Origin of the sequence: Streptomyces luteireticuli (assembly GCF_041519305.1) — a bacterium.
GTDB classification, from domain to species: Bacteria; Actinomycetota; Actinomycetes; order Streptomycetales; family Streptomycetaceae; genus Streptomyces; species Streptomyces luteireticuli.
Map to the genome: position 1 here is coordinate 245,748 of NZ_CP167928.1, position 12,884 is coordinate 258,631.

Sequence of the window (12,884 nt, forward strand, 5' to 3'; positions counted from 1 at the left end):
GACGATGAGGCCGACGCAAACGCAGGGCTTGCGGATGTTGAGAGTGTGGGCGCCTGCGGCCGGGGTGCTCAACGGTCTCCTTGAGGAATTGTCAGGGTTGTGGAAGCGAGGGTGCTGGGTGAGTCGCCGGGCGAGTTGTTCAGCGTTGAGGGTGCGGATGGCGGTGTCGACGGCGTTCTGGTCGGTGAGGTCGATGCCGCGGCCGGTGAGGAGGGCGGCGATCTGTTTGGCCGGGCCCCAGGCGGAGTGGTCGTCGAAGGCGTCCTGGAAGCCGGGCAGGTGGACCCCGACGGCTGCGATGACGGGGGGCGATCCAGCGTGGTTCGACGCCGCGTTCGGTGAGGGCGAAGCGTACCCACTGCTTGAGGACGTCGGGCAGGAGCGTGCGCTGGTCGTGGTCGAGGACGGCCTTGCAGGGCAGCCAGTCGGCGAGGAAGAGCACTGCCTGGCCGGGGCTCCAGGCCAGGGGGCCGGTGGTGATGTAGTTCTCGCCGTAGTCGAGGAACAGCTCGGCCAGCGACCGGATGGTGTCGGCCGTTTCCGGTCCGGTGCCGACGGTGGCGGTGAATGTACTGAGAAGACGGGCGCGCTCGGCGTCGGGCAGCGGCCGGTGTTCGGGCCGATCGGGAAGGCGGTCACGGCAGCGTGCCCAGGCCAGTGCCCGCAGTTCGACGAAGTCTTCGTCATCGTGGCGGGGCCAGGTCATGTCCGTCGTCCCCAGGGCCGCGGCGAGATCGGCGAGAGCCGCGGACACGCCATGGCCGGTCAAGGGCATGGGGATATCGTCCCCCGATCCGGGTCCAGGCAGTGGCCGAGTCCGGGGTGAGGAGGCCGAGTTGGTCGACCATCGTGCCGCCGACCTCGGTGATCTGGGCCATCAGGGTGTGAGGGGTGGGCCCGTCGTAGGCGATGAACAGGACGCGCTCGCTGTCCCAGACATCCACCGCGCGCCAGGCCCGCACCGGGCAGCGGCTGGGGCTCGGCGAGATGGTCACGGTACCGGCCAGCATCGGCCTGCTGTCGACCGGCGCCATCCGTTCCATTGCTGCCACGGTGGCAAGGCCAGCCGGGGACGGCGTGGTCGAGGCCCCGGCCCGCCACTTCCAGGCACAACCGTTGCTCGGGTTCTCGCTCGGCGAGCGGGGCGTCCAGCCATGCCTGGCCAAGCGAGCCGTTGGCCCACGCCTCTGCCGTCAGCAGTTCGATGCTGCTGCCGAAGCACCGCCGGGCATCGCGCATCACCTGGTCCGACAGCCTCAAGGCTTGTGCTGCTTCTTGCCGCCGGAGGACTTGCAGCGGCCACGGCTCTTCGGTAAACTGGTAAGCCTGTCACATCCGGGCCCCGGCCGGCCCGCCGCAGAACTGGTCAGACAGCAGTCAGCAGCTTCTCCTCACCCTGTCCGGGACGCTCGACCCGGCACCCTGCCTGGAAGGGGGTGCCGCAGGCGGTCAGCCCGTGGCGTCGAGCGTGGGCCAGGGGCGGCCGGGAGGCTGAACCGCTCCGGGTTCGGTGGCGTCGTATGTTTGGTGAGTCCGCCTAGTGTGATGCGCCAGAAATCAGAGGCGTAAGTGGCTAGGGTTTTCTCATGTCACCAGGGCCTCGTGCTGTTGAAATTGTGTTGTCCGCTGAGGAGTTCACGGAGCTGACGCGGTGGGCCGACGGGGCGGCAGGGGCGCGTCTGGCGGAACGGGCGCGGATTGTCCTGGCCTGCGCCGAGGGGCTGCCGACCGTGCGTGTGGCGGCGAAGCTCGGCGTGACGGCGGACACGGTCCGCAAGTGGCGAACACGGTTCGCTGAGCGGCGGATGGATGCTCTGACGGACGCGCCGCGGCCGGGCCGGCGCAAGGCGGGACTGGTCCTGACCGACGAGGAGCATGTCCAGCTGACGCGCTGGGCGAGGCGGGCGAAGACCGCGCAGTACCTCGCTCTGCGCGCGAAGATCGTGCTGCGGTGCGCGGAAGGCGGGACGAACAAGCAGGTCGCCGCCGAGCTGGGCATTTGAGCTTCCCCCGAGATGCGGAGTCAGTTGACAGAGGGTCAGATGGGACTCATGAGAGGACCTTCGACCATGGCTGCCCCGAGAAGATATCCGCTGGAGTTGCGTGAGCGTGCGGTGCGGATGTACCGCACCTCCGACCCGAGGCCGCAGATCAAGAAACTGGCCGTCGACCTCGGCGTGCATCCGGAGGCCCTGCGCGGCTGGATCCGCCAGGCCGAGGCCGATGCCGGCGAGCGCGACGACCGGCTCACCACCGACGAGCGGGCCGAGCTCACGGCCCTGCGCAAGGAGAACGCCCAGCTCAAGCGGGCCAACGACGTGCTGCGGACGGCCTCGGCGTTTTTCGCGGCGCAACTCGACCCGACCCGGCCCAGGTGACGGCGCTCGTTGACGAGCATCCCCGCCTGGGGGTCGAGTGCGTACTCCGGGAGCTCCACATCCCTTCCGCCACTTACTACCGCTGGCGCCGCGCGGAGAAGGAGCCGTGCGAACGGCGCCGCCGGGACGTCGAGCTGACCGAGCAGATCCGCACGATCCACGCCGACTCCGGCGGGATCTACGGCTCGCCGCGGGTGCACGCCGTCCTCAAACGGGAGGGCGTCCGCGTGGGCCGCAAGCGGGTCGAACGGCTGATGCGCGAGGACGGTCTTGCGGGCGTGAGCCCACGCCGCAAGAGCGGCTTCACGCGCCGGGACCCGAAGGCCACCTTGGCCCCGGACCTGGTCAACCGGGACTTCACCGCACCCGCGCCGAACCGGCTGTGGGTCACCGACCTCACAATGGTTCCGACCGGCGAGGGGCCGCTGTGGCTCTCGGCGATCCGCGACGCGTTCTCCCGCCGGGTGGTCGCCTGGGAGACCTCCGCCCGCGCCGATGCGGACCTGGTGCTGACCACCCTCGAGTACGCCCTCTCGTCCCGCGAGGTCGAGCCGGGCAAGCTCATTCACCACGCCGATCACGGCTGTCAATACACGTCCATCAAGCTCACGACCCGGTTGGTGCGGGCGGGAATTGAGGCGTCCATGGGGTCCGTGGGGGACTCGTACGATAACGCCCTCGCGGAAAATCTGTGGATGCTGATCAAGACCGAGGGCCTGCGCGGCCGCACCTTCGCCACACGTGCCGAGGCGAACCTCGCGCTCTTCGAGTACATCGACGGTTTCTATAACCCCCGCCGCATCCAAGAACGGCTCGGCTACCTCAGCCCGATCGAGTTCGAGGAGAAGCACTACACCGACCAGGCGACGGCCGAACCAGCGAACCTGAACACCCATCAACCCGTCCCGACCTGCTGATCAGCAACTCTCACGCAGCGGGGGAACCTCAATTGCCCATGCGACGGTGAACCGCTGGCGGTCCCGCTTCATCGCCCGCCGTCTGGACGGACTGGCGGACGAGCCGCGCGTGGGCCGTCCGCCGTCGATCCTGCTGGACCAGGTCGAGGACGTCCTCGTGGCGACGCTGGAGTCCACGCCCGGCCGGGACACGCACTGGTCGCGGGCCTCCATGGCGAAGCACTCGGGCCTGTCGAAGTCGACGGTCGGGCGGATCTGGAAGCGGTTCGATCTCAAGCCACACTTGCAGGACACCTTCAAGCTCTCCACCGACCCGCAGTTCGTCGCCAAGGTCGTCGACGTCGTCGGCCTGTACCACCACCCGCCCGAGAAGGCGGTAGTGCTGTGCGTGGACGAGAAGAGCCAGATCCAGGCTCTGGACCGTTCCCAGCCGGTCCTGCCGATGATGCCGGGGATGCCCGAGCGGCGTACCCACGACTACTTCCGGCACGGCATCACCAGCCTGTTCGCCGCCTTCAACATCGCCGACGGCACCGTCATATCGGAACTCCACCGCCGTCACCGGGCCATCGAGTTCAAGAAGTTCCTGGTCACGATCGACAAGGCAGTGCCGCGCGAACTCGATGTGCACCTGGTATGCGACAACTACGCCACCCACAACACCCCCGAGATCAGGACGTGGCTGGGCCGGCATCCCCGCTTCCACGTGCACTTCACCCCCACCGGTTCCTCCTGGCTCAACCAAGTGGAGCGGTGGTTCGGCCTGCTGACCGACAAACTCATCCGCCGCGGTGTCCACCGCTCTGTGAAGGCCCTGGAAGACGACATCAGGGCATGGATCGAGACGTGGAACGAGAACCCACGGCCCTTCACCTGGACCAAGACCGCCGACGAGATCCTCAACTCGCTCGCGGACTACCTCGCGAAGATCGCCCCGCCCGACACCAAGACTCCCTAGCCACTTACGCCTCTGATTTCTGGCGCATCACACTAAGCGGTCTTGGTGATTTGCGGTGTGGCTTGGGTAGATGGCATGGCAGGAGGGGCTGCCATGGCGATGAAGCCACTGCGGGTGGAGCTGTCGCCGACGCAAGTTGCCGGGTTGCGGCGGCGGTTGAGGGCACGGGACCTGACGGTCAACGAGCGGATGCGGCTGGAGTGCGTGCGCCTGTCGGCGAGGGGCTGGACGGTGCCCAAGATCGCGCCGGTCGTCGAGAAGCACGAGGTCACGGTGCGAAAAGCACTGCACCGGTTCCTCGACGGGGGCTTCGATTCCCTGGCTGACGCACCGCGCGCGGGCCGTCCGCCACGCTGGAAGCGCGAGGACCTGGACGCGCTGGAGGCGATGCTCGACGCCGCGGCGGAGGCGGGGACGACGTGGACACTGCCCGCACTGGCCGAGTGGCTGCGCCGCGAGCGCCGGGTGGACATCGACTCGTCCTGGCTGTCGGTCCTGCTGCACCGGGACGGCTTCCGCTGGAAACGCACCCGCGACAGCCTGCGGCACAAGGCCGACCCGGCCCTCCAGGCCGCCGCGTGGGAGCGGCTGGAGGGTTTACGGCTGTACGGCTGAGGGCCGAAGCGGGCGAGGAGGACCTGTACTTCCTGGACGAGTCGGGGTTCTCCCCGACTCTCCCGACCGGTTTCACCTGGGCCCGCACCGGGGTACGTCCCGTCGTCAGGCGCGAGGACACCAAGAACCGCCGGGTCAACGTGCTCGGCGCCCTCAGCGGAACCGGACCGGACCCCGAACTGGTCTGGACTGCCGTTGACCACAGGATCGACGCGCGGATGGTCCTCGACTTCGTCTGCCGGCGGATCGCCCGCATGCCCGACGGCGCGGACCAGCTCGCCGGCCCGCCGTCCACCTGGCGGCGGCACCGGCCGTGCACGGTCGTCATGGACAACGCCCAGATCCACCACGCCAGGCTCTTCAAGGGACGACGCGAGGAGCTGGAAGCCATAGGGGTCCACCTGTTCTACCTCCCTCCCAGGTCACCGGAGCTGAACCACATCGAGCGCGTGTGGCGCTCGGTGAAGTACGAGGACATGCCAGTCCGCGCCTACACCAGCACCGCCACGCTGCACGCTGCCGTCGACCAAGCCATGACACGACGAGCCACAGCACTGGCACCAAACACAACGCACTTACTCAAGACCGCTTAGATGAACGGTTGCCTGCAACACCACGAGACACTCACCCGCATCTCTCGTTTGTCAACTCTGGTCCGAAAATGAAGGGTGAGCCCTGGCCAGCGAGGGATGCGACGGTGGCGCGTCTATGCGGCTTCGATGGGGTCGAAGCGGACAGAGAAGCCGAGGGCGTTGGCCTGGCGGGTGATGTGGCGTATGACGCGCTCGCCAGGCACCGGTGGTAGCGGGCGCCGAGGCCACTCCTGTGTGGTAACGACGGAATCAGTAGTACCGCATGTCCGGCTACCGCAGCAGACGGCCGGATATCGGTCTTCCGTTGCCTGTGCCGGGTTGCGAGGGTCCGTTCCCGTATGTGGGCCGGGGTAGTCCGGTCAGGAGCGGTGCGGAGGCCTGATGCAGCATTCACTGTGTCCGTGTGCGGGGATGCGCCGACCGTTCGAGCGGGTGTTTGCCCGGCCTGCTCGACTGGTGCGGGGCGGGGTCTGTGGTTATTGGGGCTGCCGGGCCCTGACCGGAGCTGGGGCTGGGCTGCGAGAGTTGAGAGCCGCGGCTGTGGGGTTGGTGATGAACTTCGAGGCGCCCGCGCTGGCGACGGGGGCCCGGCCCGGGCCAGTTCCTGTGGTCTCGCTGTGGCCCGGGATGCGGGCTTGTGCGGTGGTGGGGGAACATGCCGGGAGCGTGTGGATGGTGGAGGTGCTCCTCACGCCGTTGATGGCCTATACCCTGCTCGGCCGACACCTGTCCGAGATCGCGGGATCTGCTGTCGGGCTGTCCGCGCTGCTGCGCCCCGGTGAGAGGGAGAGGCTGGAGGGTGTCCTGGAGGCCGGGTCCTGGCCGGCGCGGTTCGCCCTGGTGGATCGGATGATCATAGACCGGTACGGACGCGGAGTTCCTCCCGCGCCGGAAGTCACTGCCGCCTGGAACCGCCTCGCCGGTACGGGCGGGCAGGTGCCCATCGCGCGCCTGGCCCGTGACGTCGGCTGGAGCCAGCGCAGGCTGGAACGCCGTTTCGGGCAGCAAACCGGCCTCACCCCCAAAAAGGCTGCGCGTATTCTGCGGCTGCTGCGGGCGGTGCGGATGCTGGCCGACGGTTCCTCACCGGCCGCGACCGCCTCCGCGTGCGGCTACTACGACCAGGCACACTTCACCCACGACTGCCAGCTGCTGATCGGCTGCGCCCCCAGGCAGCTGCGTTTCCCCCCTCTTGGGGCCGGTGTCGCATTCTTACAAGACAGTGCCTCCCGGGCGGTAGCAGATTCTGGGGCAGCAGATACCCGTTGGCGCTCTCTGTGAGGGAGGCATGCGGCGATGAGATACGCCCGAAGCAGAATGGGTACGCAAGGGGCTGTTCTCGCGGCGGCGGTCATGGCCGTCGCCTGGGCGGCTGTGGGGCCGGTTTCGGCGTCGGGGCAGGACGGTTCCGTTCCGGTTGTCTACCGGTGCCGGGGCATGGGCATAGACCTCAATCTCACAGCCGAAGTCACGGTGACGGCTCCCGTGAGTGTGCCACAGGGCGGCACAGCGGAGCTGAGCCTGGACGTGTTCATGGGGATGAACTCTCCGATCAGTGTTCCTGCCAGGTCGGTCAAGGGAACGGCCGGCCTGTCCCTCGGCGGTGCACAGACAGGGCAGATGAATGCCACAGGGCTGACGAACCCCGATGCCATAGCGGGCGGCAAACCCGTGATCCTGAGCGGCGGCAGGGCATCGGTCCGCCTGGACACCCCAGGGAAGGTCACTGTCACCCCGGGCGACATGAGCTTCACCGCCATGGGCATCATCGCCAGCTGCATGCTCAAGGGCACCGCACCAGCCGCCGCCACCGTAGAGGTCACGTCAGGCTACCGGTAGTTCATTATACCCGGCGGTAGGGATCAAGAGGTCTGCCGGTGGTGACCGCGTCGAGCAGGGCTTGGAGTTCGGCGGGAGGGTCCTTGTCCGTCCAGGCCCGCCACCAGCGGTGCGGGGCGACGGGCAGGGTGAGCCAGGAACGTACGGCGCGTAAGGCCCTGGGCCAGCAGGGTGGTTGGGGCTGGTGGGGTGTGGTGGGTCCCCCTCTCTGGCCCGTTGTCGGGGCAGGGGTCCGGTGCGGTGGCGTCCAGTGGCCCGGGTGGGGCGAACCACTGGTCCCAGCAGAAGGTGAACGCGCAGGTGACCAGGGTCTGGTGGCGGCGGATGGCACGGTCGGAGCGGACCTGGAAGTCGGCCCAGCCGAGTTCGTCCTTGATCTGTCTGTAGCTCTGCTCGATCCAGGGCCGCAGTCCGTGGAGGCGGACGATCTCGGCGAGGTCGGCCGGCGGGTGTGGGGAGGTGTCTGCGTGGGGTGCGTCGGGGTGGGGCAGGTTGGTGGCCAGGTAGGTGGCCTTGTCCGGCAGCGTGGCCGGGTCGGTGGTGGCCACGACCTGGCGGCACGGGCCGTGGGGCTGCCAGCCACCGAGGGTGGCATCGGCGGCCCACCAGGTCTCGGCGCGGTCATCACGAAAGCAGCGTTCGACAGGCGTCCAGTCCCCGGGGTGTATCAGTATCCCGCCCCGCCAGGCCAGGGCACGGGCGGCGTCGACGGGGGTGTGCGGCTGGTCGGCTCGCGCCCAGGTGCCGCGGTGCGGCTTGAGGTGAACCACGCAGGGCAGGCAGGCCTCGCGCAGCGTGAGGTACCAGTCATCGCTGACGGAGTAGGCGCAGTCGGCCACCACTGCCCGGCAAGGAAAGCTGGCCTGGCTGCCCGCGGCCGCGAGGGCGTCGGACAACTGCGGTTTGGTGCGGAAGGGGATATTGGAGAGAGGGGGTCAGCCTTTCTTCCGGGTGGTACCCCCGTACTGCCTGAATCGGTGAGAGTGAGCTGACCACGGTGGGTGACCTCTGATCTGCCCCCCCGGTGTGTGGCAGCCGAAAGCCCCGCCCGACCGCTGTGGGCCGAACGGGGCTGGTTCGCTTCGCTCTTGCCGGTGGGGGGCAGTCGCCGTACATCTCGGCGCACTGGTCGCACTGTCCCCGGGCCTGCTCGGCGTCGCGGCGCTCCATGCACATCACGTGCACGGTGTAGCGGCTGGGGAGAGAGACGGGGTCGTCGGCAACGAACTCCATGCGCACGGTCTCCGCTTCGGCGGGACTGTAGAGCGTGGCTGCGATGCACTCGCAGTCGTAGAACACGCCGTACTCGGTCACTGCTGTCCCTCCGCCGTCGGTTCCATCCCAGGCCACCAGACCGGGGCCACGGGGGCTCCGTTGCTGCCGAGGCAGTACATCCCCATGCGCCGGTGGCTGCGGAACTTGTGGTCCCTCTTCCTGATCAGTTCGGTGGTGTCGCACGTCGGGCAGGTGCCGCGCCCGGCGTAGTGGGCGCTTCGGGGTCCGGCCTTGCTCACTGTTGTTCCCCTTCCACGGGGTGCTGCCGGGCGGGCGGTGCGTCGTCGGCACGCCGGTGTCCGGGGCAGGCGTAGAGGCTGTAGCCGGGGCCGCTGGTGCCGGGGATATGCGTCACGAACGTCCATGCGTGCGTGGTGGTCCCGCATCGGTAGCAGACCTCGGGCCGGTGCACGGTGCGTTCGATGTCGGGGAAGTGGTCGGCGAGGTTCATGCGGACAACCGCCTGTCCGCGTGGCGGGCGTACTGCTCGAAGTGGTCGTTCGGGCACCTCGCCGGGTAATCGATGCCGATTGCTTCGAACCGCACGGCCCAGCGGTGTTGCCGCTGTTCCAGAGTGAGCCCTTGATCCTCTTCGGCGTGGAAGATCGCTCGGACCTGAGCGGAGGAGGGGCCGCGCCACGGCTTCTGCCACGCGGAGACGGGGGCGGGCGGGGGCGTCGTCGCGGTGGTGCGGTGCTCACCGTGGGCCGGTAGCAGCAGCCCCAGGACCCATTGGAGGACGCGGAGGATACGATCACGCATGCGTCGTTCAGCTCCTATGCAAGCTGGGTGGCGAAGCCCCGGCAGTGCCGTTCCCGCGGTCTGTCGGGGCGCTTTCGTTTTCGACGGTAAGGCGACTGGTCTACCTTCGTCTACCTCGGTAGGGGGACGTATGCCGCGTTACGCAAACATGGCCGATTGTCTACGGTTAGGGGCATGCCTGTACCCGAGGTTGACCACGAGTCTCCGACGCCCGTCTATCAGCAGATCGCGGCGCTGATCATCGCGGACATTGAGCGTGGCACTCTGACCGTGAACCGGCGCATCCCGTCCGAAGCATCGTTGGTGCAGCGCTTCGGCGTGGCCCGGGAGACTGTGCGGAACGCCGTGAAGTACCTCCGGGAAGAGGGGTACGTGTTCACTGTCCCGCAGCGCGGTACCTACGTGGCCGACCGGAGTGCGCCCGCCAGCGAGGACGAGTCCGCCGAGTAGGGGCCCTAGCTTTGCTGCGGGCGGCTCTTTTCCGGTCGGCCCCCAGGGAGGCGGTCGCGTGTTGGCCGTGGGGTCACGGAACGACCAGAGAGACCCGCCCGCAGAACGGCGAACGGGGCGCGGTCGCGGTCGCGTCAGCCGCCGAGAGCGGCAGTCACAGCAGATGGGCCGGGGAAGTCCTCGGGCAACGCGTCCATGAGGATTTCGTCCACAGGCTTCCCGAGCCAGTATCCGGACTGCCGAAGGTGTCCTACCTCGCGGAACCCGGCCTTTTCGTAGGCAGCGATCCCGGCACGGTTGGGCTCCAGCACCTTCAACCACACCATGCGCAGGTGCGCAACGTGGAACGCCCAATCCAGGGTCAGCCGCGTCGCCTCTGCTGCGTGCCCCTTTCCCCGCTCCTCCGGGGCGAGCACGATCACGAACTCAGCTGTACGCACGTAGGTGTTGACTTGAAGGACCGTCATCCCTACGGCTGCTTTGTCCTTGAGTCGCACTACCTCGAACTGCTGATAGCGCTCGTTCGCACGCTGCCGCTCGTATCCAGCGGCGCGTACCTCCCATGCCTGTGCCCACTGGTTGCCGTATCCGATGACGGTCCCGAGATCGTTTTCCCACTTGTGGTACTCGGGCAGCATGTCTTGGCGGGGCATCCCCAGTGCAAGGCTCTCGCCGGCTAGGAGGATGTGCGGGTCACTCACGGTCGTACTCCTCTGTCGGCCCTTGCCGGGCCTGGTCCGTCCGGTGTGTAGGTGGGGGTGTAGAGAGCGGTGTCCGCTGGTTCTTCGACTGGTTTCCCTTCCGGGTTGGCAATCCAGGCGTGCAGCCGTACCGGGTCGGTGGCTACGCCGTGGCGCCATTCGGCCCGGCGCCGGGCCACCGCCAGCAAGAGCGCTGCGGCGGTCGAGTCCTCCAGGCACGCCCAGCGCATCGGTAGTACCCGCGCGGCCCAGCGAACGGCGCACACAGCGTAGCGAGACTGACACTCTGTTGCCGGGGGCAAGTCGCGCCCTGCACAAGCCAGCCGTACGAGTCGGGAGAATCGGCCACGGCGGGTGCCGACCGCCCATGTCGCAGCGGTGACGAGTACGACCGGCACTGCACCGACGCGCCACCGCAACGGGATGGGCACAGGGGTCGGCAAGACCGCCGACTGTTCGACAGTTCCCCACGACAGGGCAGCATCCCGGAGCCGCACGACCGTCGCGCCCATGTGCGCGGCAGCGTCCGAAGCAGGGCGTAACTCGGTGTGTCCTGTGTCGTAGTCGATAAGCACACAGACATGTGTGGTGAGCGCAGCCACCGTGTTTTTACGGCTCATCGCGCACCCGCCGGGGCTGGTGCTCGCTCTTCCCACTCGGTGCCGGGCGCGCGTTCGACCGCCTGTAGCCATGCCTCGGCAGCGAGGGCGGCAAGCAGCGGGGGCCAAACGGTCTGTGCGCCGAGTGCTGCCGCGTGAATCGCCGCACGCAGCGGGGCGGGGTTGATGAGTCCGAGGGAGGCCAGACGCCCGTCAGAGAGTCCGAGCACGCGCCGCAGGTTGACACGGAGCCCCTGGTGGAAGTCCCCGACGAACACCCCCTTCGCGGCCCGCTTGCGGTGCGCCTCTGGCAGCAGATCGGCGAACGTGTCGGCGAGCAGCGGCTTGTACCGGTGCGCCGAGTACCGCTGTTCGACGGGTGCCGAGACCACAGCATCCAGAACGGCCCCGTCAAAGTACGGGTTGTGCAGTGCCACGCCGAGCGCGTCCGCAAGCTGGATTTCCGCGTACGCCGACCGTGCCACGTTCCGGAGGGACGCGACGAAAGCCGTGTCCGGATCGGTGCCCGTGGGGGTGTTCGCGTCCGGTACGGAGACGTTGAGCCACGGAGGGCGGGGCCGCACTGCGCGGCCGATGTGCGCCGCGTTGCCACGGAGGGCGGCAGCGATCAGCGGGCGCGGGCTCTCCCGACGCAGCCGCGCCCAGTCCATTGCGTCCCCGAGCATCCGCAACCAGTGCCCACGGTGCGCGAGACTCGCAAGGTGGGTCGGGGCAGACAGAAAGAGGTTGTCTCCGCCATCGCCGGTCAGGTGGCAGACGGAACCCGCGGCAGCCATCATCCGTAGTTGCTCAGAGAGCATTGCCCACACGGCAGTTGATGGAGCCGGCGTGTCTGTTGCGGGCAACGCGACATTGGTCGCGGTAAACGGCAGATGCCGCACGCCGAGAGGGAAGAACGTACGGTTCAGACCAGGCACGTTCAGCGCTCGGGCATACTCCATATCTCCGCCGCTTGTGACACCCGTCGGGTGCAGCGTCACACCAGTGATCGGCCCGTACTGCGCAGCAAGCACCGCCACGGTCGTTGAGTCCATGCCTGCCAGGTCCGTGGTCGCGGACACTCCCTCGACCCGCACACGGACCCCCTCGCCGAGCGCGTGCCGAAGCGCTGCCGAAACCTCGTCGGGGGTTCGTCTCGCCGGTTTCCACCACGGGGCCAGCGACGTTCCGCCCTCGGCGTCGAGCGCCAGCAGGTGTCCGGCGGGAACCGGGGCCACGCCTGCCCACGCGCTCCGGCCCGGAGCAGGCGTGCGCTTGTCCCGCAGGTACGCGGCAAGCCACCCGGTATCGACATGTCCGCCGACGAGCGGGGAAAGCGCGAACGAGCTGGACCCCCACACCGTCCCGCCCGAGGTGCTGACCGTATAGAGGGGAGACGCTGCGCACGTGTCGGCGAGGACTTCCACATGGCCCCGCTCGGTTATGCGGACGATGGTGTGAGAGCCCGCCCAAGTCCGCGCGACCGTCGCCAGATCGGGGGCCGACAGGGCATGGGCCAAGTCGTGTTCGGTGGCCGAGCACGGGCCGAGTACGGCGATTCGCGCGCTGCCGAGTTCCACGCTCCGAACGTGCTCGGGCTGCCAGTTGCCCGAGACCCACAGAGCGGGATCACTCCAGAGCAGACGTGCGCCTACCGGTGTCGCAGCGGGTCGGTTGCCTGGTGCGCTCCCGCCGTACCACCGCGCTTTGCGTTCTTCCACTTCGTCACCTCTTCCGCCGCTACAAGCCGGAACGGCCCCCGTGGGGATTTCTCCCGCCGGGGGCCGCCATCATTTC

The 12,884-nt window shown here is 68.3% G+C and carries 16 protein-coding genes and 1 pseudogene; 9 read left to right on the forward strand and 8 right to left on the reverse strand.

What is annotated here, in order from left to right:
* Positions 1-139 precede the first annotated feature (139 nt).
* Positions 140-775 carry a hypothetical protein gene (locus tag AB8735_RS36720; protein ID WP_372412176.1) on the reverse strand — a complete coding sequence of 212 codons (636 nt, stop codon included), beginning with the start codon at positions 773-775 and terminating at the stop codon, positions 140-142.
* Positions 776-1,616: 841 nt separating this feature from the next.
* Between AB8735_RS36720 and AB8735_RS36725 the strand changes: the two genes are divergently transcribed.
* From AB8735_RS36725 to AB8735_RS36760, 8 genes and pseudogenes are all read left to right on the forward strand, one after another.
* Positions 1,617-2,003, forward strand: coding sequence for a helix-turn-helix domain-containing protein (locus AB8735_RS36725; protein WP_372412177.1), 387 nt, complete (start codon positions 1,617-1,619; stop codon positions 2,001-2,003).
* A 66-nt stretch (positions 2,004-2,069) separates the two neighbouring features.
* Positions 2,070-2,378 carry a transposase gene (locus tag AB8735_RS36730; RefSeq protein ID WP_372404934.1) on the forward strand — a complete coding sequence of 103 codons (309 nt, stop codon included), beginning with the start codon at positions 2,070-2,072 and terminating at the stop codon, positions 2,376-2,378.
* Positions 2,375-3,295, forward strand: a complete 921-nt coding sequence (locus tag AB8735_RS36735) for an IS3 family transposase (protein WP_372404936.1) — start codon at positions 2,375-2,377, stop codon at positions 3,293-3,295. The genes AB8735_RS36730 and AB8735_RS36735 overlap by 4 nt, the downstream gene beginning before the upstream one ends.
* A 43-nt stretch (positions 3,296-3,338) precedes the next feature.
* Positions 3,339-4,253, forward strand: a pseudogene (locus tag AB8735_RS36740) (IS630 family transposase); the annotation flags it as partial.
* Positions 4,254-4,346: 93 nt separating this feature from the next.
* The gene (locus tag AB8735_RS36745) at positions 4,347-4,868 is read left to right on the forward strand and encodes a helix-turn-helix domain-containing protein (protein WP_372412039.1); all 522 of its coding nucleotides are present in this window, start codon (positions 4,347-4,349) and stop codon (positions 4,866-4,868) included.
* Positions 4,832-5,461, forward strand: coding sequence for a transposase (locus AB8735_RS36750; protein WP_372412038.1), 630 nt, complete (start codon positions 4,832-4,834; stop codon positions 5,459-5,461). Before AB8735_RS36745 ends, AB8735_RS36750 begins: the two co-directional genes overlap by 37 nt.
* Before the next feature lie 672 nt (positions 5,462-6,133).
* Positions 6,134-6,742 (forward strand): helix-turn-helix domain-containing protein, encoded by a 609-nt coding sequence (locus AB8735_RS36755; RefSeq protein WP_372412178.1) that lies wholly within the window; start codon positions 6,134-6,136, stop codon positions 6,740-6,742.
* 156 nt (positions 6,743-6,898) lie between these two features.
* Complete coding sequence (locus tag AB8735_RS36760) at positions 6,899-7,300, forward strand: hypothetical protein (protein ID WP_372412180.1); 402 nt, start codon at positions 6,899-6,901, stop codon at positions 7,298-7,300.
* Between the two features lie 23 nt (positions 7,301-7,323).
* Here the strand turns inward: AB8735_RS36760 and AB8735_RS36765 are convergent, their stop codons facing one another.
* The 4 genes from AB8735_RS36765 to AB8735_RS36780 all read right to left on the reverse strand — a co-directional run bounded on the left by AB8735_RS36765 (position 7,324) and on the right by AB8735_RS36780 (position 9,337).
* On the reverse strand, positions 7,324-8,196 hold the full coding sequence (locus AB8735_RS36765) for a hypothetical protein (RefSeq protein WP_372412181.1): 873 nt from the start codon (positions 8,194-8,196) through the stop codon (positions 7,324-7,326).
* A 414-nt stretch (positions 8,197-8,610) separates the two neighbouring features.
* The gene (locus AB8735_RS36770; protein ID WP_372412182.1) at positions 8,611-8,814 is read right to left on the reverse strand and encodes a hypothetical protein; all 204 of its coding nucleotides are present in this window, start codon (positions 8,812-8,814) and stop codon (positions 8,611-8,613) included.
* Positions 8,811-9,026, reverse strand: coding sequence for a hypothetical protein (locus AB8735_RS36775; RefSeq protein WP_372412183.1), 216 nt, complete (start codon positions 9,024-9,026; stop codon positions 8,811-8,813). The genes AB8735_RS36770 and AB8735_RS36775 overlap by 4 nt, the downstream gene beginning before the upstream one ends.
* Entirely contained in the window at positions 9,023-9,337 is a 315-nt protein-coding gene (locus AB8735_RS36780) for a hypothetical protein (protein ID WP_372412184.1), read from the reverse strand. Before AB8735_RS36780 ends, AB8735_RS36775 begins: the two co-directional genes overlap by 4 nt.
* Before the next feature lie 174 nt (positions 9,338-9,511).
* On the opposite strand from AB8735_RS36780, the gene AB8735_RS36785 reads away from it, so the two are divergent.
* On the forward strand, positions 9,512-9,787 hold the full coding sequence (locus AB8735_RS36785; protein WP_372412185.1) for a GntR family transcriptional regulator: 276 nt from the start codon (positions 9,512-9,514) through the stop codon (positions 9,785-9,787).
* A 134-nt stretch (positions 9,788-9,921) separates the two neighbouring features.
* Here the strand turns inward: AB8735_RS36785 and AB8735_RS36790 are convergent, their stop codons facing one another.
* The 3 genes from AB8735_RS36790 to AB8735_RS36800 are packed head-to-tail and all read right to left on the reverse strand — an operon-like array spanning position 9,922 to position 12,808.
* Positions 9,922-10,488: a GNAT family N-acetyltransferase gene (locus tag AB8735_RS36790; protein ID WP_372412186.1), complete on the reverse strand. Its 567-nt coding sequence runs from the start codon at positions 10,486-10,488 to the stop codon at positions 9,922-9,924.
* Positions 10,485-11,180 (reverse strand): lasso peptide biosynthesis B2 protein, encoded by a 696-nt coding sequence (locus AB8735_RS36795; RefSeq protein WP_372412187.1) that lies wholly within the window; start codon positions 11,178-11,180, stop codon positions 10,485-10,487. The genes AB8735_RS36790 and AB8735_RS36795 overlap by 4 nt, the downstream gene beginning before the upstream one ends.
* The gene (locus tag AB8735_RS36800; RefSeq protein ID WP_372412188.1) at positions 11,105-12,808 is read right to left on the reverse strand and encodes an albusnodin/ikarugamycin family macrolactam cyclase; all 1,704 of its coding nucleotides are present in this window, start codon (positions 12,806-12,808) and stop codon (positions 11,105-11,107) included. Before AB8735_RS36800 ends, AB8735_RS36795 begins: the two co-directional genes overlap by 76 nt.
* Positions 12,809-12,884 lie beyond the last annotated feature (76 nt).